A 16,606-nucleotide genomic window follows, 5' to 3' on the forward strand; every position below is an offset into this window, starting at 1 on the left:
CGTCCCGGCCCTCGCGGTCAACTCCAGCCGGAGCTGCCCCTACAACTGCTCCTTCTGCGGCGTGCTCACCATCGGACGCAAATACCGGATGCGTTCGGGAGAATCCGTCGTCGCCGAACTGGATCACTTCAGGACGTCCGACGGACTCGACCACCAGCACGTCTACTTCAGCGACGCGAATTTCTACGTCTATCCCAAACGTGCCTCTAGGGATCGTCCAGGCGCTGCACGCCTACGACCCCCGGATCACGTTCAGCTTCGGCACCCGGGTCAACCAGCTGATCAAACACCAGGACTTCATTCCGGACCTCAAGGAATGCGGGCTCCGCTTCGTCGAGCTCGGCATCGAGAGCGCATCCCCCGACGTGCTCAAGCGCCTGTCCAAAGGCGTCGATCCCTCGGACAACCTGGCCGCGGTGAAACTCCTGGAGCGGCACGGGCTCGGCGTCTCCCTCGACTTCATCATGATCGACCCGGAGACCACCCTCACCGACCTGCGGGCCAACCAGAGGTTCCTCAAGGCGGGCGGCTTCTACGACTACGTACCGCACGAACACCTCTACACCAACCTCGCGCTGTACGCGGGCACGCCCATCCGCGACTACTACCAGGAGCGGCGCGGCACCACGTTCGGCATGTCCGAACTGCCGCCCATCGAGACGCTCATCGAGGACCCGGCCACCGCCCGGGTGCGCGCCGCGCTCGTCTGGTTCCGCGACGCCTACCAGCCGGCCGTCGACCAGGTGCTCGCCGAGGCGGAGGCGCTGCTCCGGGCGCGTGCCAAACACCGCGCCGAACACCCGGTGAGCCGGGTCGAACTCGACCTCCAACTGGACGTGGTGGCCGTCCGCCACGCCCCGAACCTCTACTTCGACCGGCTCCTCGACGACTGCGAACGCCACCGGGGCGACGGCGCCGCCGACTTCGCCGCCCTGCTGCCCCGCCCCGGCTCCGGCGCACCGACCCTGGACGCCCTGCTGCGGGCCGCGGAGCGCATCAAGGCGTTGGCGCCGGACAACGCCGGTGCGGTGGACCGGGCCGCGGCCCTCCTGCCCGCCGCCTCCCTCACCACGCCCAACACCGCCGAACGGAGTGGCCCCTGATGGCAACCCCCACCCATCTCGCCCGGTCGTCGGCCCTCGCGGTGCCGGTAGCCGACGGGCGGCCGGTGCTCGGCCTGAGCACCGACTCGATGACCGAGCGCGACCTGGCAGCCGAAGTGGCTCGGCGCAGCACCCGGCCGGTGACGGCGTTCAGCGCGGCCGCGCTCTGCGGCCAGGACGACCTCGTGCAGGACCTGTGCGAGTTCAGCGAGAGCAACGGCCTGTCGATCTACTTCCACGCCCTCGACCTCGACCTGTGCGGCATCGACCCGGTCGACCCCGGCATGGTGCGGCAGATCGCGGAGTACGCGAAGATGCTCGGCTCGCCCTGGATCACCCCCGACTTCGCCATGTGGGTACTGCACGGCGAGACGCTGATCGAGAACATGGTGCCGGTGCCGGTGCCGCTCACCCGGGAGGCCGTCGACTGGGTGGGCGACCGCGTCAAACACATCCAGGACATCGCCCAGATGCCGGTGATCGGCGAGAACCCGCCCTACCCCGTCCTCGTCGGCGACCTGGACATCCTCACCTTCATGAGCGCGGTGGCCGAACGCGCCGACTGCGGCCTGTGCATGGACATCGGCCACCTCTGCATCCTGCGCCAACAGCGCGGCGAACCGATCGAACGGCCCGAGGACGCCGACTTCCCGTGGGAGCGCGTCGTCGAGGCGCACATCTCGGGCATCACCGTGCGGGACTTTGGCGCCTACCCACTCGTCCAGGACCAGCACAAGTGGCCCGTCGACGAACCGGTGTGGCGGACCACCGAGATCCTGATGCCGAAGATGACCCGACTCCAGGCCCTCATCGGGGAGTCCGAGGGCATGAGCGCGGACGATCTGATCGCCAAGCTGGAGCGCATGGACGACTGCATCGAGGCGGTGAGCCGGTGACCGCCGAAGCGCACCCCTACGTGACGCAGGTCAACGACCTGTGGCACGAGTTCTACGGACCGGAGCCCGCGGCCCGCGCGGACGACCCGAACTGCGCTGGCGCATCGTGCTGATGAGCGCCGTGGCGGCCGGGGTCTTCCTCGCGGGCGCGGCCGTCACCGGCTCCGGCTGGGTCGGCATCCCCCTCTACATCGGCTTCGTGATGGCGGGCGGGCTCTGCATGCCCGGCCTCAAAGCCGCGCTCAACGAACGGGTGCCCGCACGGGGCCGGGCCACCATGCTGTCCGCGGGCGGCCTGTTCAACTCCCTGGCGAGCGGCGTCGGGCTGTATGTGATGGGCGCGCTCGGCCTCGGTCTTGCCAACGTCAAGGGAGTGTGGACGTTCGCGGCGGCGGGCACCGTGCTGGCCGGCACCCTCGCGGCCTGGTGCTGCCTGCGCTCCTTGCGCTCCCCGGCCCGGACGGCGGACGAACCGGTGACCGCTCCGGAGGCGGCACCGCTCGCTCTCTGACCCGGGCAGCTCGCGTGTGGCACGGCGGCCCCGCGGCGCCGACATGCCGCCCCCTGCCGGAGAATGCGGTGCGGTGACCAGCACGTAGGGTCGCCTGCGGCGGTGTGGCACGGGGCCCGCGGCCGTGACCGCCCGCTGCCCGGAGGCCGACCTGAGTACCGTCACCGCCGAGATCGTCTCGGCCGTCCTCCTGCTCGGCGTGCTCGCCTTCGCCGTCGTACGCCCCCGCAACTGGCCGGAAGCGGTGGCGGCACTGCCCGCGGCCGGACTCGTGGTCGCACTCGGCGCGGTCTCGCCCGCCGAGGCGTGGCAGCAGACCCGCGACCTGCTGCCGGTGGTCGGCTTCCTGGCCGCAGTGCTCGCGCTGGCCCAACTCTGCGACGACGAGGGCCTGTTCACGGCCGCCGGAGACGCCGTGGCCCGTGTGTGCGGGGCCAGTCCCCAGCGTCTGCTCGGCGGAGTCTTCGCCGTCGCCGCCGTCATCACCGCGGTGCTCAGCCTGGACGCGACCGTCGTGCTGCTCACCCCCGTGGTGTTCGCGACGGCGGCCCGGGTCGGCGTCCGGGCCCGCCCGCACGTGTACGCCACCGCGCACCTGGCGAACTCGGCCTCCCTGCTGCTGCCCGTCTCCAACCTCACCAACCTGCTGGCCCTCGCCGCCAGCGGCCTCTCCTTCACGAGGTTCGCGGCGCTGATGGCACTGCCCTGGCTGGCCGCCATCGCCGTCGAGTACGCGATCTTCCGCGCCTTCTTCCGCACCGACCTCGCGGCCACCGCACGCGGGGCGCGGGAGCGGGCAAGCGCGGAGGTACCCGTGTTCACCCTGGTCGTCCTCGGGCTCACCCTCGGCGGGTTCGTCGTGACCTCGTTCGTGGGCCTCAGCCCCGCCTGGGCGGCGCTCGCGGGCGCACTCGTCCTCGCCGCCCGGGCCCTGTCCCGGCGGCGCACCACCGCACGCAAGCTGGTGGCCTCGGCGGGCATCCCGTTCTGCCTGTTCGTGCTCGGCCTCGGCATCGTCGTCAAGGCCGTCGTCGACAACGGGCTCGGCTCCGCCATCGGCCACCTGTTGCCCGACGGCGACTCGCTGCCCGCCCTGCTCGCGGTCGTCGCCGTCGCGGCGGTGCTGTCCAACCTCATCAACAACCTGCCCGCCGTGCTCGCCCTGCTCCCGGTGGCGGCGGCGGGCGGTCCTGGCCCGGTCCTGGCCGTCCTCATCGGGGTCAACCTCGGTCCCAACCTCACCTATGTCGGGTCGCTCGCCACCCTCCTGTGGCGGCGCATCCTGCACGAACACGACGACGCGCCCGCCCTCGGCCACTTCACCCGCCTCGGGGTCCTCACCGTTCCCGCCACACTGGTCGCGTCCACCGCCGCGCTGTGGGCGGCGCTGCACACGATCGGAGGCTGAGCGCATTCCATGAGCGTCATCATCTGGATCACCGAGGGCACCTGGCCCGCCTGCGTGGACGCCGCGCGCGAGCGCGCCGAAACCGCCGACCTCGTACTCCTGCACGTCACCGACGACGCGTTGTCCGAGGCCGCCCACGGCGCGTTCGCCGGGCTCCTCGGCCGCGGCCGTCCCGAACGCGATCCCGGCACCCGCCTCGAAGACCTCTCCCGGGCCGCCGTCGACGACCTGTTCACCGCGGCCGAGCGACGCCTGGGCCGCCCGGCCCGCCGCCTCACGCTGCACGGCCGCGCCGAGCAGCAGGTCGTACGCGCCGCGGACGGCGCCGACCTCCTGGTCTGCGCACGCGACGGCGACCGCACGCGCCTCGGCCCGCGCAGCCTCGGCCCGGCCACCCGGTTCGTCGTGGACCACGCGTCCTGCCCGGTCCTGCTGGTCTGGCCGGACGCGGCACCCGGCCTCGGCACGCTGCCGCCGCCACCGCACCACTGACCGCGCGGCCGGTACGGCACCGGTTGGCGAGCGGGTGAGGCCGGGCGCTAGCCTTGGGGAAGCGGTGATCCCTGGTGCTCGCCGCGCGGCGGTGGGGCCCGCCGTACCCGAACCGCGGCACCCGCGCCGCCAACGGTCCCTACTTGCGAGCGCGTGCGCCTGGGTCCAGGTGCCCTGCAGGTAGGAGACGTATGTCCAAGGGAGCCCAGCCGCCGGGGGCGGCCACCGAGCCCACCGATCCCGATCTCGACCTGGCCGTGCCCGCGCGACGCCGCGACGTCACGCGCGGCCTCGGCCCGGTCGTCGCGGTGGTGGCACTCGGCGGAGCGATCGGCGCCTGCGCCCGCTACGGGGCCTCACTGATGTGGACCACCCGGCCCGGCTCGTTTCCCTGGACGACGCTGCTGGTCAACGGCGTGGGCTGCGCCGTGATCGGCGTGTTCATGGTGGTGATCACCGATGTGTGGGCGGCGCACCGGCTCGTGCGCCCCTTCTTCGGGACCGGCGTACTCGGAGGCTTCACCACCTTCTCGACGTACGCCGTCGACATCCAGAAGTTCGTGGCCGCCGGGCAGCCGCGCACCGGCCTCGCCTACCTGGCGCTGACGCTGCTCGTGGCGCTCACGACGGTGTGGAGCGCGGTGTGGCTGACCCGCCGCGCACTGATGTGGAGGCAGCGATGACCGGACCGACCGCGCGGGCCCTGCGCCTCACGATCCTCATCGGCGAGAGCGACCTGTGGCACCACAAGCCTGTGTACGCCGAGATCGTGCACCGGGCGCACGCCGCCGGCCTCGCCGGTGCCAGCGTGTTCCGGGGCATCGAGGGCTTCGGCGCCTCCTCCCTCATCCACACCCAGCGGCTGCTCTCGCTGAGCGAGGACCTGCCCGTCGCCGTCGTCATCGTGGACGACGAGGAGCGCGTGCGGGACTTCCTGCCGCAGCTCGACGAGCTGGTCGCCGAGGGCCTGGTGGCGCTCGACCACTGCGAGGTCGTCCGATACGTCGGACGGGAGCGCGCCAAGTGAACTGGCTGCTCGTGGTGCTGGGGGCGGCGATCGGCGCGCCCCTGCGGTACCTCACCGACCTGACCGTGCAGAAGAGGCACGACAGCGTCTTCCCCTGGGGCACCTTCACCGTCAACGTCGTCGGCTGCCTGGTCCTCGGCGTGCTCACCGGCGCGGTCACCGCGGGCGCCGCCTCCTCACAGGTGCAGCTGTTCGTCGGCACCGGGCTCTGCGGAGCGCTGACCACGTACTCGACGTTCTCGTACGAGACGCTGCGGCTCGCCGAGGACGGGGCGAGGTTCTACGCCGCGGCGAACGTCGTCGTCAGCGTGGTGGCCGGGCTCGCCGCGGTCTTCATGGGCGTGGCGATCGCCGAGGCATGGTGGGCCTGAGGCCCGCCTTCGAGGTCGGCCGAGGCGGACAGCACGGGCAGGCAACCGATCCCGATGGTTTAACGTCTACGAGCCTGTAGACGTTCATTTTCCGCTCACGAGGCAGTTGCCCGGACTTCTGCTCCCCAACCCGTCCCGTTCGGCGCGGGGCGCGCACTGCCCGTCGAACCACCGGAGAACCGCATCCCATGACCAGTTCCACCCCCACGACGCAGGCCCTGGACGGCGCGTCCATCGACGGCGGCCTGTACGGCGACATCACCGACTTCGCCCGGCACACGCACTGGCTGAACGGGCCGGTGTCCGCCTTCACCAGTTACGGCGTCGCCCTGTTCGCGGTGTTCATGCTGGCCGGCTGGTGGTTCGCCCGGCGCAAGGACGCCTCGGTGATGGCGGCGGCGCTCGCCGCGCCGATCGCGGTCGTACTCGCGTACGTGGTCAATGACGCGATCAAGTCGGTGTTCACGGAGCCCCGCCCCTGCCGCGCGCTGCCGCACGACTTCCTGATCGAGAAGTGCCCGCCCCTGGACGACTACGCGTTCCCCAGCAACCACACCACAGTCGCCGCGGCCGCGGCCGTCGCCCTGTTCCTGGTCAACCGAAAGCTGGGCGCGATCGCCGCACTGGTGGCACTCCTGATGGGCGCCTCGCGCGTGTACGTCGGCGCGCACTATCCGCATGACGTGCTGGTCGCGTTCGTGGTCGGAGGGGTGGTCTCGTTCGCGGTGACCTGGTCCGCGCGCCGCTTCGGAGCCCCGCTCGTGACGCGGCTGCGGGGCGGCGCGCTGAGGCCGCTGCTCGCGTGACGCGGCGTTCCTAGCGCACTCGGGCGCGGACCGGTGTCCAGGCCGGGCCCGAACCCCTAGGGTCGGCGACATGCTGCGAATCGTGGAAGAACTCGCCGGACCGGGCCCGCTGCGCATCTGCGCCCATGCCCCCGCTGGCGGTGCCGCCGGGATCGGACTGCGGGTGCTGCTGATCGCGGACGTGCTGGCGCGCGTCGTCGAAATGCGCGGCAGGGCGGTGCTCATCGGATGGACCGGCCCGCAGGACAAAGCGGCCGCCGCTGCCGCCGGCATCCGGCCGGCCGACGCCGAGGGTGCGCCGGAGGAGATCGCGGAGGCGCTCGGCGGCCTGCCCGGCGTCCAGCTCACGAGTGGGACGTACGAAGGCGCGGGCAGCGCCTGCCTGCAGATCGGCGAAGCCCAGCTGCCCCCGTTCGAGGGCCTCGACTTCCTTGCCGTACGCCTGCTGCTGCTCAGCCACCCCTACGAGGAGCCGGTCTCGATCACGGCCGAGCAGGTCGGCGAGGCGGGCCGCGCCATGGCCCGCTGGCGGCGTGCCGTGGCGGACTGGGCCGAGCAGCCCTCGAAGCCGATCCCCGCCGACCTCAAGAGCACGGCCCGTACCGCCCTGGACAACCGGCTCGACACCGCGGCCGTCCTGCGCCTCCTGCACGATCTGGCGACGGCGGACGACGTACCGCCGGGAGCCAAGTTCGAGACCATGGCCTACCTGGACCGCGTCCTGGGCCTCGAACTCGTCCGCGAGGTGGGGATCGCCCGCGGGGGTGCGGGTCAGTAGTACTGAGCCGGGCAGAACTCGTATCGGTGCTCATCAGTGCCGGGTCAAGTCCCGGTAGCTGACGACCAGTTGACCGTTCACGGCGAGGCTCCGGGCCGCGGACGTGTGCACGGTGCGGTCCGCGAGGTACACCACCTGGACGGTCCACGCAGGCACGCCGCGATGAGAAGGCAGTTGGGCCGAAGACCGCTCAGCCCTCGAAGCCGCCCTCGCTCAACGCCTTGTCGATGCGGGCGCGGTGCGTCTGCTCCCACGCGTCGAGGGATTCACCGGCCTCCTTGGCCAACTTGCGCTGTGCGTCCAGGAGCGTCTGCTCCCAGCGCGCGCGGGGGGTGACCACGATGCCCTCCTCGTCGGCCACCACGATGTCGCCGGCGTTCACCAGCACCCCGCCGCAGCGCACCGGCTCGTTGAGCGGGGCCACGGCCTTCTTGGTTCCGGGGATGGGAATGACACCCCGGGCGAACACGGGAAAGCCCAACTCGCGGACCTCGGCGAGGTCACGAATGACCCCGTCGGCCACGAACGCCGCGATTCCCCGGCGTTGGGCGACGGCGCACACGTTTCCGCCGGCGAGCGCGTAGTCCAGGTCGCCCGATTCGACGACGATGACAGAACCCGGCTCCGCGCGGTGGATGGCCGCGTGCAGCATGAGATTGTCGCCCGCGGGGCACCGCACGGTGAATGCGGGACCCGCGATGCGCGGCATCGGGGACCACAAAGGGCGAATGCCGATATCCATGACCTGCTCGCGGCCCAGCACGTCGGCGAGCGTGGTCGGGGGAATGTTCTTGAATTCGCTGATGGCGTTCATGTTTCTTCCTGACAGGACTTGATACGGCGTAATAAGGGCTTGTTCAGGGCGCCAGTTGGCGGCACCGGGCGCTCGGCGCCGGATGCCCGACCTCGAACGTCGGAATGATCTCAAGCGATCTGATACGCCGCCAGCAGACTTTTCCGCGAGATGGGCTCGGTGGCCACCGGAGCCGTGCAGGCATGGGTGCCCGCCAGCGCGCCGAAGCGGCCGTCCCGGGTGAGGAGGCAGGAGCCCTCGGCGCCGGCCGTGGCGACCACTGTGTCCGCGCGGCCCTCGCGGAGGATCTCCCGCATCAGCGCGGGGGTGTTGTCGCCCGCGGCCGCCGCGCTGAAGAACACGAGGTCGCAGCGGAGCGCGAACTCCCGGTGCTGGTCGGCCAGTCCGGGGTCGTACGCGTCGCCTCCCTGCCGGTTCCGCTCGCCGACTTGGTGCAGGTCGGCCCGATCGAGGAGCGGCCCGGGCACACCGCGCGAACGTGGCCCTCGGGCGCGGGCACTGGGGCTGGAGGTCGGCGTGATCGACTGCGTCGGCGACGACTGGCCCGGCTCACAGGTCCGCGAGCTGCCGGCCGAGGGCGATGTCCCCTTCGCCCCGCTGACCTCCCCGGCGGGCACCCGGCGCGCGGTGAACCTCGTGGCCGCCGACGGCCGCCGGATGTCCACCCCCGCGCCCCCGACCACCAGGACGTCGTACTCCGCACCCTCTCGGATCACCGTTCCACCTCTCTGCCGCCCGGGCTCCACCGTGGAGAGGGGCCTGTGAGCAGGATCTAAAACGGCTACGACGTCCGGGAGGCGTGTGCTGTCGCCGGTATGCGTGGCGTGGGACACAAGAGAGGGCCCGATTGTCCAATATAGGGCATTTTGGGGCGCCGCCACTCCGGGTTTTGTAATGTCCGAATTGGCCGCTATTGAGTGAGGCTCGCCTCTTTTGTGGGTGGTCTGTTTGGTTGCTCGGCGGGCGAGTGAATTGGGTCACGTGCCGGGTGATGGGGGCCCGGGTCCGGCAGGGTCATTTCGGTTGGCCGGAAAGCGAGTTGGGGGCCTCGGGCGGGGTGGTCGCCGGGTGTGGATTTAAGTGGATCTATATCCCGGATCGCGCCCATTGAATTCTGAGCTTGTTTCCACTCGGCCTATTCGCTTAAGTTCACCGTCAATCCGGATGGAACGCCGAATCCTGCCGCCGTCCGGACCCTCCCACACACGTATGGCAGGAGCGGGGGACCCAGGTAAGCCGCCGATCCGGATTCCGGAACGGCTGGGGTGAAGTCGCCTGCGCCGCGACCGGACATCTCCGCGTCCGAACCCGACAGCTCACCTCGCAGGCGAAGGAGAGGAATTCACCATGCCTGCAAAGGGCAAGCACCGCCGCCCCAAGTCCAGCTCGTTCTCCCGGGGCCTCGCCGCTGCCGGTACGGGCGGCGCCGTACTCGCCATTCCGGTGATCGGCGCGACCACGGCCGCCGCCGCGCCGGCGTCGGTCCACTCGGCCGCCACCGTGGTGGCCAAGCCGGTCACGGCGGTGAAGGCGGCCCCCACGAGCTACGCCGTCGTCGCCGGCGACTCGCTCGCCAAGATCGCCGACGCCCTCAACGTGAGCGGCGGCTGGAAGCAGCTGTACCAGGACAACCAGAGCGTCATCGGCGGCAACCCGGCCCTGATCCAGCCCGGCCTCAAGCTCACCGTGGGAGCCCCCGCCCGGGCCGCCTCGGCCGACCGTGCCGACCGCTCGGCCCGCACGACGAGCCTCACCACGGCGACCACCGCGACCACGGCCAGTGCGCCGAAGTACGCCAACAACCTGGACGGCTGGATCAAGCAGTCGCTGGACATCATGGCCCAGCACGGCATCCCGGGCAGCTACAACGGCATCTACCGCAACATCATGCGCGAGTCGTCGGGCAACCCCCTCGCGATCAACAACTGGGACTCCAACGCGGTGGCCGGAACGCCCTCCAAGGGACTCCTCCAGGTCATCCAGCCCACGTTCGCCGCCTTCCACGTGCCCGGCACGGCCCTGGACCTCTACGACCCGGTGGCCAACATCACCGCCGCGTGCAACTACGCCGCCAACAGGTACGGCTCGATCGACAACGTCTTCGGGGCGTACTGACGGCCGTCCTCGGGGCCGGGTGCTTGAGGAGGGCGCCCGGCCGACCGAGCCGACGACCCCAACTGGCCGTCCGCCGACGGGGTTTCGACTCCAGCAGGTCGGTAGGCAGGGGTGCCGGAGCGGCTTCGCTCCCCGTGTGCGGTGTTCAAACGGGGAGCGGCGCAAATTTCGTTCACCCCCCAGGGTGAACAAATCGAAGGCTGCACGTTTCTGCATGCGGCCATATTCCTAGGGTGGTAGTGCGTCACCCCGGGACCACGGTGACTGCCCGACAACCGAGTACCTCCGCGCCCGCGGGGGACAGTTCTGGACCGGGAGCTGCCATGGGAACCACCGCTCGGCCATCCGTCTCGGCGCCTGTTCCGCTTCCGCCGGGCCTGCTGCCGGACCGGTGCTGCAACGCCCGTACGTACCTGATGCAGGGGTTCACGGTGGTCGAGGTCCAGGGCACCGTCGACCTGGCCTCCGCGCCCGGCGTGCAGCTGCACCTCGACGCCGCCACGCAGCCGGCCGGTGCCCGCGTGATCGTGGACCTGCGGCCCGTCGACTTCTTCGACTGCGCCGCCCTCACCCTGCTGTGCCGGGCGTACCGGAGAATCCGGGCGCGCGACGGCCACCTCGGCGTGGTGTGCGTACGGCCGTGGCATCTGCGGATCCTGACGGCGGGCGGCCTCGACCCGCTCTTCAAGCCGACGACCACGATCGAGGGGGCGGCCCTGGCCGCCCTGACCGCGCCGAACACCGGCGACAACTAGTGCGCGCAGGGCGTTGAAACACACGAAGAAGAGCGGGCGCCCTTGACGGGAATGTCGGCGAGGGCGGGCGTATCGTCGCGCAGGTGACTGCGATGAGAAAGATCATCCTTCCCATGTCGGTCTCTCTCGACGGCTTTTTCGCGGGGCCCGAGGGCGAAATCGACTGGCACATGGTCGACGACGAGCTGCACGGGTACGTCAACGAACAGCTCAGGCCCATGGGCGCCTTCATCAGCGGGCGCGTGACCCATGAGCTCATGGCCGAGTACTGGCCCACCGCCGACACCGACCCTTCCGCCTCCCCGCCGGTGGTCGAATTCGCCGGAATCTGGCGGGAGATGCCGAAGATCGTGTACTCCCGGACCCTCCAGAAGGCCGACTGGAACACCACGGTCGAACACGAGGTCGTCCCGGCGGAGATCGAGGAGCTCAAGGCGCGCCCCGGCGGGGACCTCGTGATCGGCGGGGCGAATCTCGCCGCCACGTTCCGGCGCCACGACCTCATCGACGAGTACCGCCTCTACGTCCACCCGGTCCTGCTCGGCACCGGCAAGCGCCTCTTCTCGACCTCGCACGCCGACACGCACAAGCTGCGCCTCGTCGAGACCCGCACCTTCGGCAACGGCGTCGTCCTCCTGCACCACGAGCGGGTCCGGGCGGCGGAGTAACCGGCACGCGCACGCACCGGACGACGGCGGGACGGGAAACATGGAACGGCAACTGGCCGGGCAATGGCTGACGACAGCCGTCGAGGAGGCCCGAGCGGGCCTCGCGGAGGGCGGCATCCCGATCGGCGCGGCGCTCTACGGCGCGGACGGGGCGGTGCTGGGCCGCGGACACAACCTCCGGGTGCAGGAGGACGATCCTTCCCTGCACGCGGAGACGGCGGCGTTCCGCAATGCGGGAAGGCAGCGTTCGTACCGGGGAACGACGATGGTGACCACGCTGTCCCCGTGCTGGTATTGCAGCGGCCTGGTACGGCAGTTCGGCATCTCGCGCGTCGTCGTGGGGGAGGACGAGACGTTCCGGGGCGGTCAGGAATGGCTGGCCCGGCACGGGGTGGAGATCGTGGTGCTCGGTGATCCGGAATGCGTCGCCATGATGAGGGAGTTCGTCGCGGCGAATCCCGAATTGTGGAATGAGGACATCGGGGCGTGACCGATCACGGAGGGAGTTCTCAACTCGCTTTCTCCCTGCGGTTGTTGAGGTGGGCCGCCAGCTCTCTCAGATGGCTGACCGTGGAGATTCCCGCCGGCAGCCCAGCCGGTCGCGGCCCCGGCGTGACAAGCACCGCCGACATCCCGTACTTGTGCGGCCCCACCGCATCGTTCTCCGGGTTGTCACCCACGAACAGGATGTCCTCGCACGGGCAGCCCGCAGCCGTAGCCACCGCCGCGTAGAAGCGCGGATCCGGCTTGCGGATGCCCAGCGTGCCGGAGAGCACCAACGCGTCGAAGCAGTCGGCGATTCCGGCCGCTTTCAGGGTCTGGCGGCGGACCCGCTCGGGGCGGTCCGTGTTCGAGGCGAGAACGCACGTCAGGCCGGTCCTGTGCAGGTCCCGCAGCGCCGCTGCCGCCCCGGGGTCGATCCTCGCGTCGGGCAGCGCCGTGAACACCGCTTCCGTCGCGAGCCGCAGGTCAGGGATGCCTGCGCCGCTGTCCTGGGCGGCGCGGCGCAGGCGCGTCGCGAAGGTGCTGCGTACCTCCCGGGCTCGGTCGGCCTCCCTCAGCCGCCGGGTCGCGTTGTCGAACCGGGTGGGGAAGTCGTCGGGGACCACCGTCCCCGGCAGGTCCCGCAGAACCTCGGCGATCAACCGACCGTCAGGGGCCGGGCCGTGACCCGCCAGCGTGCCGACGAAATCAAGCGCCAGTACGCGCACCTCTGCCATGAGACCGCCCCTTTCCCGGGATCGGACTCACCTTATTGAACTCGTCCTATGGAGCCGGCTCGCAGCTGCGCGGTGTCGCCAAGTCGGGCCCGCCGGTGTCTCAGTTGCCGGAGACGGCCACTCGATTTCCGTTCGGGGCGAGCGGGATCGGGATCGTGCGGGAATCCACGCTGCGGCGTTGGCGGGAGTCGAGCGGTTTCTGGTCGGCATTCACGTTCAGCGACACGCCCTGGCCCCCGCTGAACGTGCCACTGGCGAACGCATTCACGCCGTCCGCGATGACCTCGTATCCAGGTGTGTCGATGATCTGGTGCTGCCGGCAGTCCCGGAACACCTGCTCGATCGGCACGAACCACAGCCAGTGGCGATCTCCGTCCTGGTTGAGGTCGACCTTTTCGTTGAACCAGATCGCGACGTTGCCCCGCAGCGTGACCGTCGCCGTCCAGTCGATGTCGTACTTCTGCGTCCCGACCACCAGCGTCGCCTCGACCACCGACTTGGGCGGTATCCGCAGCGGGAGATCGACGCTCCAGGTCTGCGTCTCCTTGTGCGTGAACTCCTGCGTCGAGGACAGGCTCGCCTCGATCGACGTCGTCTCACTGACCTTGGCGACCGCCGGAATCTCCGCCGACACCTCCACGCTCACGCCGATCTTCAGCGATTCGGTGACCGAGATCCGCAGATCCTGCTCGGTCGTCTTGCTCTGCTTGTAGGTGACGGTCTGCTCCACCGCGGTTCCATTGCGGTAGTTGGTGGCCACCGAACTGACCTGTCCCGGAACAGGAGATGGCGCATTCGCGTCGTAGATGATGTCCCGGTACTTCGCGCCGACCTGATGCCGGTGGTAGTCGTTGAGGAAGCTCTGCTTCGCGTAATCGGTGGACGCGGTGAAGCGGCAGCCGTTCGACGCCGGGAACCGTTCGCGGGCCATCCACCGCCCCCACGCGTCCGTAATCTCCTGGAGGGGCCGCGCCGATGTTTTCGCGCTGCCCTGACGAGGTGCGGCATGCGCCGCTGTTGTGAGCGATACGGGAATGGCCGTCGCCACTCCGACAGCGGGAGCCAGCGCGAGCAGGCGCCGTCTGGATACATGACTCATCAGCGGGGGAGCCCTTCGTTCCGTGTGGGGTGAAACAAGCCAACTTCCTTGGTACGCCATGCAATCCACTGGCAGCCGTTCCGCATAGGGACTTTGGTCCTGACCCCGCGTTGGAGCGAGCGGGGAAATGGGTGTCAGCATGTATGGACGCGACCCATACCGATTACGGAGACTTCCCTGACCAGCATGTTCAGCCCAGGTAGGCGGCATTGTGCCCGGAGCCACGGAGGGAAGGCAGTTCGCGGAGCAATGAGAGGACCGGCGATGTCGCTGTTCTGGCGCATCTTTCTGCTGAACGCCGCCGTGGTCATCGTGGCCATGGCACTGCTGCTCGGGCCGTATGTCACCGTCTCGAAGCATGTGCGGCTCGGTGAGGCCGAGGTGGTGGTGTCCGGCGTCGCCGTGATGCTGGTGGTCAACGCGCTCCTCGTCCGCTTCTTCGGGCTCGCCCCTCTCAAGAGGCTCTCGCAGGCCATGGCTACGGCCGATCTGACCCGCCGCGAGGCACGCCCGGAAGTCGTCGGAACCGGGGAAGTCGCCGACCTGACGAGGACGTTCAACTCCATGCTCGACCGCCTCGAATCCGAGCGAGCCATCAGCAGCGCCCGCATCCTGAGCGCCCAGGAGGCCGAACGGCAGCGCGTGGCAAGGGAGTTGCACGACGAGGTCGGCCAGACCCTCACCGCCGTGCTGCTCCAGCTGAAGCACGCGGCCGACCGGGCGCCCGCCGCCCTCGGTGAAGAACTCCGCCTCGCGCAGGAGACCACCCGCGCCGGCCTGGACGAGATCCGCCGCATCGCGCGGCGCCTGCGCCCCGGCCTGCTCGAAGAGCTCGGCCTCGCCAGCGCCCTGCGCGCCCTGGCCGCCGAATTCACCGTGCCGGGCCTCGCCGTACGTCACCGCATCGACCGGGGCCTGCCACCCCTGGATCCCGACAGCGAGCTCGTCCTCTACCGGATCGCCCAGGAAGCCCTCACCAATATGGCGCGCCACTCGGCGGCGACCCAGGCGGAGATACGACTGCGCGGTGGCCGTGCCGGGATGGTCGAGCTGCGCATCAGGGACAACGGGACCGGCACCGGGCGGGCCCCGGAGGGCAACGGCATGCGCGGCATGCGCGAACGCGCGCTGCTGACGGGCGCGGAGCTGTCGTTCGGCTCCGGACCGTGCGGCGGCACCGAAGTCCGCCTGGCCGTCGCCACCATGGCAGGGAGCGCCGCATGACGACACCGGACCGGACCCGCATCCTGCTCGCCGACGACCACGCCCTGGTACGCCGAGGCGTACGGCTCATCCTCGACAGCGAGCCGGACCTCACCGTGGTCGCCGAGGCCGACAACGGAGCCGAAGCCGTCCGCCTGGCCCGCGACATACCCGTCGACCTCGCCATTCTCGACATCGCGATGCCCCGCCAGACCGGACTCCAGGCCGCGCGCGAACTGTCCCGGCTCCAACCGGACCTGCGCATCCTGATTCTGACGATGTATCACAACGAGCAGTACTTCTTCGAAGCCCTCAAGGCCGGGGCCTGCGGCTACGTCCTCAAGACGGTCGCCGACCGCGACCTGGTCCTGGCCTGCCGGGCCGCCGTGCGCGACGAGCCGTTCCTGTACCCCGGGGCCGAGAACACACTGATCCGCGAGTACCTGGAACGCCTGCGCCAAGGACGGCCGCTGCCCGACCGGGCGATCACCGAGCGGGAGGAGGAGATCCTCAAGCTCGTGGCCGAGGGGTACTCGTCGAAGGACATCGGCGAGCTCCTCGTCATCAGCAGCAAGACCGTGGAGCGCCACCGCGCCAACCTCCTGCAGAAGCTCGGTCTCCGCGACCGCCTCGAACTGACCCGATACGCCATAAGAGCCGGGCTCATAGAGCCCTAGCCCGACTCCCGCACGTTGAACACCCTTTGCACCAGGAGCCACCGGTGGCCACACAAGACCGTGCCGTACGCACCCGCCAGGCACTCATCTATTCCGCGGCCGAAGCCTTCGAGCGGCACGGATACGTACCGGCGACGCTCGCGGACATCAGCGCCGGCGCCGGTGTCAGTGTGGGAGCGCTCCACTTCCACTTCGCGAACAAGGCCGAGGTGGCGACGAGCGTCGAGATGGCGGCGGCGGTGCGGCTGCGCCGGGTGGCCCAGAACGCGCAACGACCCGGCACGAACGCCCTGCAGAGGCTCACCGACACCTCGTACGCACTCGCCGACCAGCTGCGCCGCGACGTCGTGTCCCGCGCGGGCCTGAAGCTGAGTGGTGAGGGAGCGCGGGAAGGCGGCCTCGATCTGCGCCGCGAATGGCGGGACTTCGTGCGGCGCCTGCTCGCTGAGGCATCCGACCAGGACTTCCGGAACGAGCCCGTCGAGCGGAGCGACATGGCGGACCTGATCGTCGCCGCCACCACCGGCTTCGAGTTGCTCGCGCGCCGGGACCCCGCCTGGGCGGCGCCCCCGCTCCTGAGCACCTTCTGGCGGCTGGTGCTGCCTCGGACGCCGTAGGCCCAGGTTGACCGGTTCGGGTGGGTCGTCCGGGGCCCGCTGGGAC

At 70.3% G+C, this 16,606-nt stretch carries 23 protein-coding genes and 1 riboswitch; of the genes, 18 read left to right on the plus strand and 5 right to left on the minus strand.

Annotation, left to right across the window (positions count from 1 at the left end):
• Positions 1–200: 200 nt before the first annotated feature.
• From OHA17_RS37130 to OHA17_RS37175, 10 genes are all read left to right on the plus strand, one after another.
• Positions 201–1,103, plus strand: coding sequence for a radical SAM protein (locus tag OHA17_RS37130; protein WP_406510165.1), 903 nt, complete (start codon positions 201–203; stop codon positions 1,101–1,103).
• Positions 1,103–1,999, plus strand: coding sequence for a DUF692 family multinuclear iron-containing protein (locus OHA17_RS37135; protein WP_406510916.1), 897 nt, complete (start codon positions 1,103–1,105; stop codon positions 1,997–1,999). The genes OHA17_RS37130 and OHA17_RS37135 overlap by 1 nt, the downstream gene beginning before the upstream one ends.
• A gap of 40 nt (positions 2,000–2,039) precedes the next feature.
• The gene (locus OHA17_RS37140; protein ID WP_406510166.1) at positions 2,040–2,510 is read left to right on the plus strand and encodes a hypothetical protein; all 471 of its coding nucleotides are present in this window, start codon (positions 2,040–2,042) and stop codon (positions 2,508–2,510) included.
• A gap of 124 nt (positions 2,511–2,634) precedes the next feature.
• Entirely contained in the window at positions 2,635–3,918 is a 1,284-nt protein-coding gene (locus OHA17_RS37145; RefSeq protein ID WP_406510167.1) for an SLC13 family permease, read from the plus strand.
• Between the two features lie 9 nt (positions 3,919–3,927).
• A complete protein-coding gene (locus tag OHA17_RS37150; RefSeq protein ID WP_406510168.1) occupies positions 3,928–4,410 on the plus strand; it encodes a universal stress protein in 483 nt (160 codons plus the stop codon).
• Positions 4,411–4,601: 191 nt separating this feature from the next.
• Positions 4,602–5,093: a fluoride efflux transporter CrcB gene (gene crcB / locus OHA17_RS37155; RefSeq protein WP_406510169.1), complete on the plus strand. Its 492-nt coding sequence runs from the start codon at positions 4,602–4,604 to the stop codon at positions 5,091–5,093.
• Positions 5,090–5,437 (plus strand): DUF190 domain-containing protein, encoded by a 348-nt coding sequence (locus tag OHA17_RS37160; RefSeq protein WP_406510170.1) that lies wholly within the window; start codon positions 5,090–5,092, stop codon positions 5,435–5,437. The genes crcB (OHA17_RS37155) and OHA17_RS37160 overlap by 4 nt, the downstream gene beginning before the upstream one ends.
• Positions 5,434–5,808, plus strand: a complete 375-nt coding sequence (gene crcB / locus OHA17_RS37165; RefSeq protein ID WP_406510171.1) for a fluoride efflux transporter CrcB — start codon at positions 5,434–5,436, stop codon at positions 5,806–5,808. Before OHA17_RS37160 ends, crcB (OHA17_RS37165) begins: the two co-directional genes overlap by 4 nt.
• Positions 5,809–5,996: 188 nt before the next feature.
• Positions 5,997–6,614: a phosphatase PAP2 family protein gene (locus OHA17_RS37170; protein WP_406510172.1), complete on the plus strand. Its 618-nt coding sequence runs from the start codon at positions 5,997–5,999 to the stop codon at positions 6,612–6,614.
• Between the two features lie 70 nt (positions 6,615–6,684).
• Positions 6,685–7,392 (plus strand): hypothetical protein, encoded by a 708-nt coding sequence (locus tag OHA17_RS37175; protein ID WP_406510173.1) that lies wholly within the window; start codon positions 6,685–6,687, stop codon positions 7,390–7,392.
• Between the two features lie 33 nt (positions 7,393–7,425).
• Here OHA17_RS37175 and OHA17_RS37180 read toward each other — a convergent pair whose 3' ends face one another.
• The 3 genes from OHA17_RS37180 to OHA17_RS37190 form a co-directional block, all read right to left on the minus strand.
• Positions 7,426–7,548, minus strand: coding sequence for a hypothetical protein (locus OHA17_RS37180; protein WP_406510174.1), 123 nt, complete (start codon positions 7,546–7,548; stop codon positions 7,426–7,428).
• A gap of 34 nt (positions 7,549–7,582) precedes the next feature.
• Entirely contained in the window at positions 7,583–8,206 is a 624-nt protein-coding gene (locus OHA17_RS37185; RefSeq protein ID WP_398877044.1) for an RraA family protein, read from the minus strand.
• Between the two features lie 110 nt (positions 8,207–8,316).
• Positions 8,317–8,673, minus strand: coding sequence for a hypothetical protein (locus OHA17_RS37190; protein WP_406510175.1), 357 nt, complete (start codon positions 8,671–8,673; stop codon positions 8,317–8,319).
• A 49-nt stretch (positions 8,674–8,722) separates the two neighbouring features.
• On the opposite strand from OHA17_RS37190, the gene OHA17_RS37195 reads away from it, so the two are divergent.
• The 5 genes from OHA17_RS37195 (at position 8,723) to OHA17_RS37215 (ending at position 12,234) form a co-directional block, all read left to right on the plus strand.
• Complete coding sequence (locus OHA17_RS37195; protein WP_406510176.1) at positions 8,723–8,971, plus strand: hypothetical protein; 249 nt, start codon at positions 8,723–8,725, stop codon at positions 8,969–8,971.
• A gap of 395 nt (positions 8,972–9,366) precedes the next feature.
• Positions 9,367–9,549: riboswitch (cyclic di-AMP (ydaO/yuaA leader) on the plus strand.
• 4 nt (positions 9,550–9,553) lie between these two features.
• Positions 9,554–10,321 (plus strand): transglycosylase SLT domain-containing protein, encoded by a 768-nt coding sequence (locus OHA17_RS37200; protein WP_406510177.1) that lies wholly within the window; start codon positions 9,554–9,556, stop codon positions 10,319–10,321.
• 323 nt (positions 10,322–10,644) lie between these two features.
• The gene (locus OHA17_RS37205) at positions 10,645–11,076 is read left to right on the plus strand and encodes an anti-sigma factor antagonist (protein WP_406510178.1); all 432 of its coding nucleotides are present in this window, start codon (positions 10,645–10,647) and stop codon (positions 11,074–11,076) included.
• Positions 11,077–11,168: 92 nt separating this feature from the next.
• Positions 11,169–11,744, plus strand: a complete 576-nt coding sequence (locus OHA17_RS37210; RefSeq protein ID WP_406510179.1) for a dihydrofolate reductase family protein — start codon at positions 11,169–11,171, stop codon at positions 11,742–11,744.
• A 40-nt stretch (positions 11,745–11,784) separates the two neighbouring features.
• Positions 11,785–12,234: a nucleoside deaminase gene (locus tag OHA17_RS37215; RefSeq protein WP_406510180.1), complete on the plus strand. Its 450-nt coding sequence runs from the start codon at positions 11,785–11,787 to the stop codon at positions 12,232–12,234.
• Positions 12,235–12,253: 19 nt separating this feature from the next.
• Here OHA17_RS37215 and OHA17_RS37220 read toward each other — a convergent pair whose 3' ends face one another.
• Positions 12,254–12,964, minus strand: coding sequence for an HAD family hydrolase (locus OHA17_RS37220; protein ID WP_406510181.1), 711 nt, complete (start codon positions 12,962–12,964; stop codon positions 12,254–12,256).
• A gap of 100 nt (positions 12,965–13,064) precedes the next feature.
• On the minus strand, positions 13,065–13,895 hold the full coding sequence (locus OHA17_RS37225) for an ETX/MTX2 family pore-forming toxin (protein ID WP_406510182.1): 831 nt from the start codon (positions 13,893–13,895) through the stop codon (positions 13,065–13,067).
• A gap of 432 nt (positions 13,896–14,327) precedes the next feature.
• Between OHA17_RS37225 and OHA17_RS37230 the strand changes: the two genes are divergently transcribed.
• The 3 genes from OHA17_RS37230 to OHA17_RS37240 are packed head-to-tail and all read left to right on the plus strand — an operon-like array spanning position 14,328 to position 16,560.
• A complete protein-coding gene (locus tag OHA17_RS37230) occupies positions 14,328–15,287 on the plus strand; it encodes a histidine kinase (RefSeq protein ID WP_406510183.1) in 960 nt (319 codons plus the stop codon).
• On the plus strand, positions 15,284–15,943 hold the full coding sequence (locus OHA17_RS37235) for a response regulator (protein ID WP_406510184.1): 660 nt from the start codon (positions 15,284–15,286) through the stop codon (positions 15,941–15,943). Before OHA17_RS37230 ends, OHA17_RS37235 begins: the two co-directional genes overlap by 4 nt.
• Positions 15,944–15,987: 44 nt before the next feature.
• Positions 15,988–16,560 (plus strand): ScbR family autoregulator-binding transcription factor, encoded by a 573-nt coding sequence (locus OHA17_RS37240; protein WP_406510185.1) that lies wholly within the window; start codon positions 15,988–15,990, stop codon positions 16,558–16,560.
• Positions 16,561–16,606: the final 46 nt, after the last annotated feature.

Origin of the sequence: Streptomyces sp. NBC_00212, assembly GCF_045206365.1 — a bacterium.
GTDB lineage: Bacteria > Actinomycetota > Actinomycetes > Streptomycetales > Streptomycetaceae > Streptomyces.

What these genes read in the sequence shown, in the direction of transcription:
- OHA17_RS37135 (WP_406510916.1), top strand. Translation starts at nt 1,103, where the DNA reads ATGGCAACCCCCACCCATCTCGCCCGGTCGTCGGCCCTCGCGGTGCCG.
- OHA17_RS37150 (WP_406510168.1), top strand. Translation starts at nt 3,928, where the DNA reads ATGAGCGTCATCATCTGGATCACCGAGGGCACCTGGCCCGCCTGCGTG.
- crcB (WP_406510169.1), top strand. Translation starts at nt 4,602, where the DNA reads ATGTCCAAGGGAGCCCAGCCGCCGGGGGCGGCCACCGAGCCCACCGAT.
- OHA17_RS37160 (WP_406510170.1), top strand. Translation starts at nt 5,090, where the DNA reads ATGACCGGACCGACCGCGCGGGCCCTGCGCCTCACGATCCTCATCGGC.
- OHA17_RS37170 (WP_406510172.1), top strand. Translation starts at nt 5,997, where the DNA reads ATGACCAGTTCCACCCCCACGACGCAGGCCCTGGACGGCGCGTCCATC.
- OHA17_RS37175 (WP_406510173.1), top strand. Translation starts at nt 6,685, where the DNA reads ATGCTGCGAATCGTGGAAGAACTCGCCGGACCGGGCCCGCTGCGCATC.
- OHA17_RS37185 (WP_398877044.1), bottom strand. Translation starts at nt 8,206, where the DNA reads ATGAACGCCATCAGCGAATTCAAGAACATTCCCCCGACCACGCTCGCC.
- OHA17_RS37200 (WP_406510177.1), top strand. Translation starts at nt 9,554, where the DNA reads ATGCCTGCAAAGGGCAAGCACCGCCGCCCCAAGTCCAGCTCGTTCTCC.
- OHA17_RS37205 (WP_406510178.1), top strand. Translation starts at nt 10,645, where the DNA reads ATGGGAACCACCGCTCGGCCATCCGTCTCGGCGCCTGTTCCGCTTCCG.
- OHA17_RS37210 (WP_406510179.1), top strand. Translation starts at nt 11,169, where the DNA reads ATGAGAAAGATCATCCTTCCCATGTCGGTCTCTCTCGACGGCTTTTTC.
- OHA17_RS37215 (WP_406510180.1), top strand. Translation starts at nt 11,785, where the DNA reads ATGGAACGGCAACTGGCCGGGCAATGGCTGACGACAGCCGTCGAGGAG.
- OHA17_RS37220 (WP_406510181.1), bottom strand. Translation starts at nt 12,964, where the DNA reads ATGGCAGAGGTGCGCGTACTGGCGCTTGATTTCGTCGGCACGCTGGCG.
- OHA17_RS37225 (WP_406510182.1), bottom strand. Translation starts at nt 13,895, where the DNA reads ATGGCCCGCGAACGGTTCCCGGCGTCGAACGGCTGCCGCTTCACCGCG.
- OHA17_RS37230 (WP_406510183.1), top strand. Translation starts at nt 14,328, where the DNA reads ATGTCGCTGTTCTGGCGCATCTTTCTGCTGAACGCCGCCGTGGTCATC.
- OHA17_RS37235 (WP_406510184.1), top strand. Translation starts at nt 15,284, where the DNA reads ATGACGACACCGGACCGGACCCGCATCCTGCTCGCCGACGACCACGCC.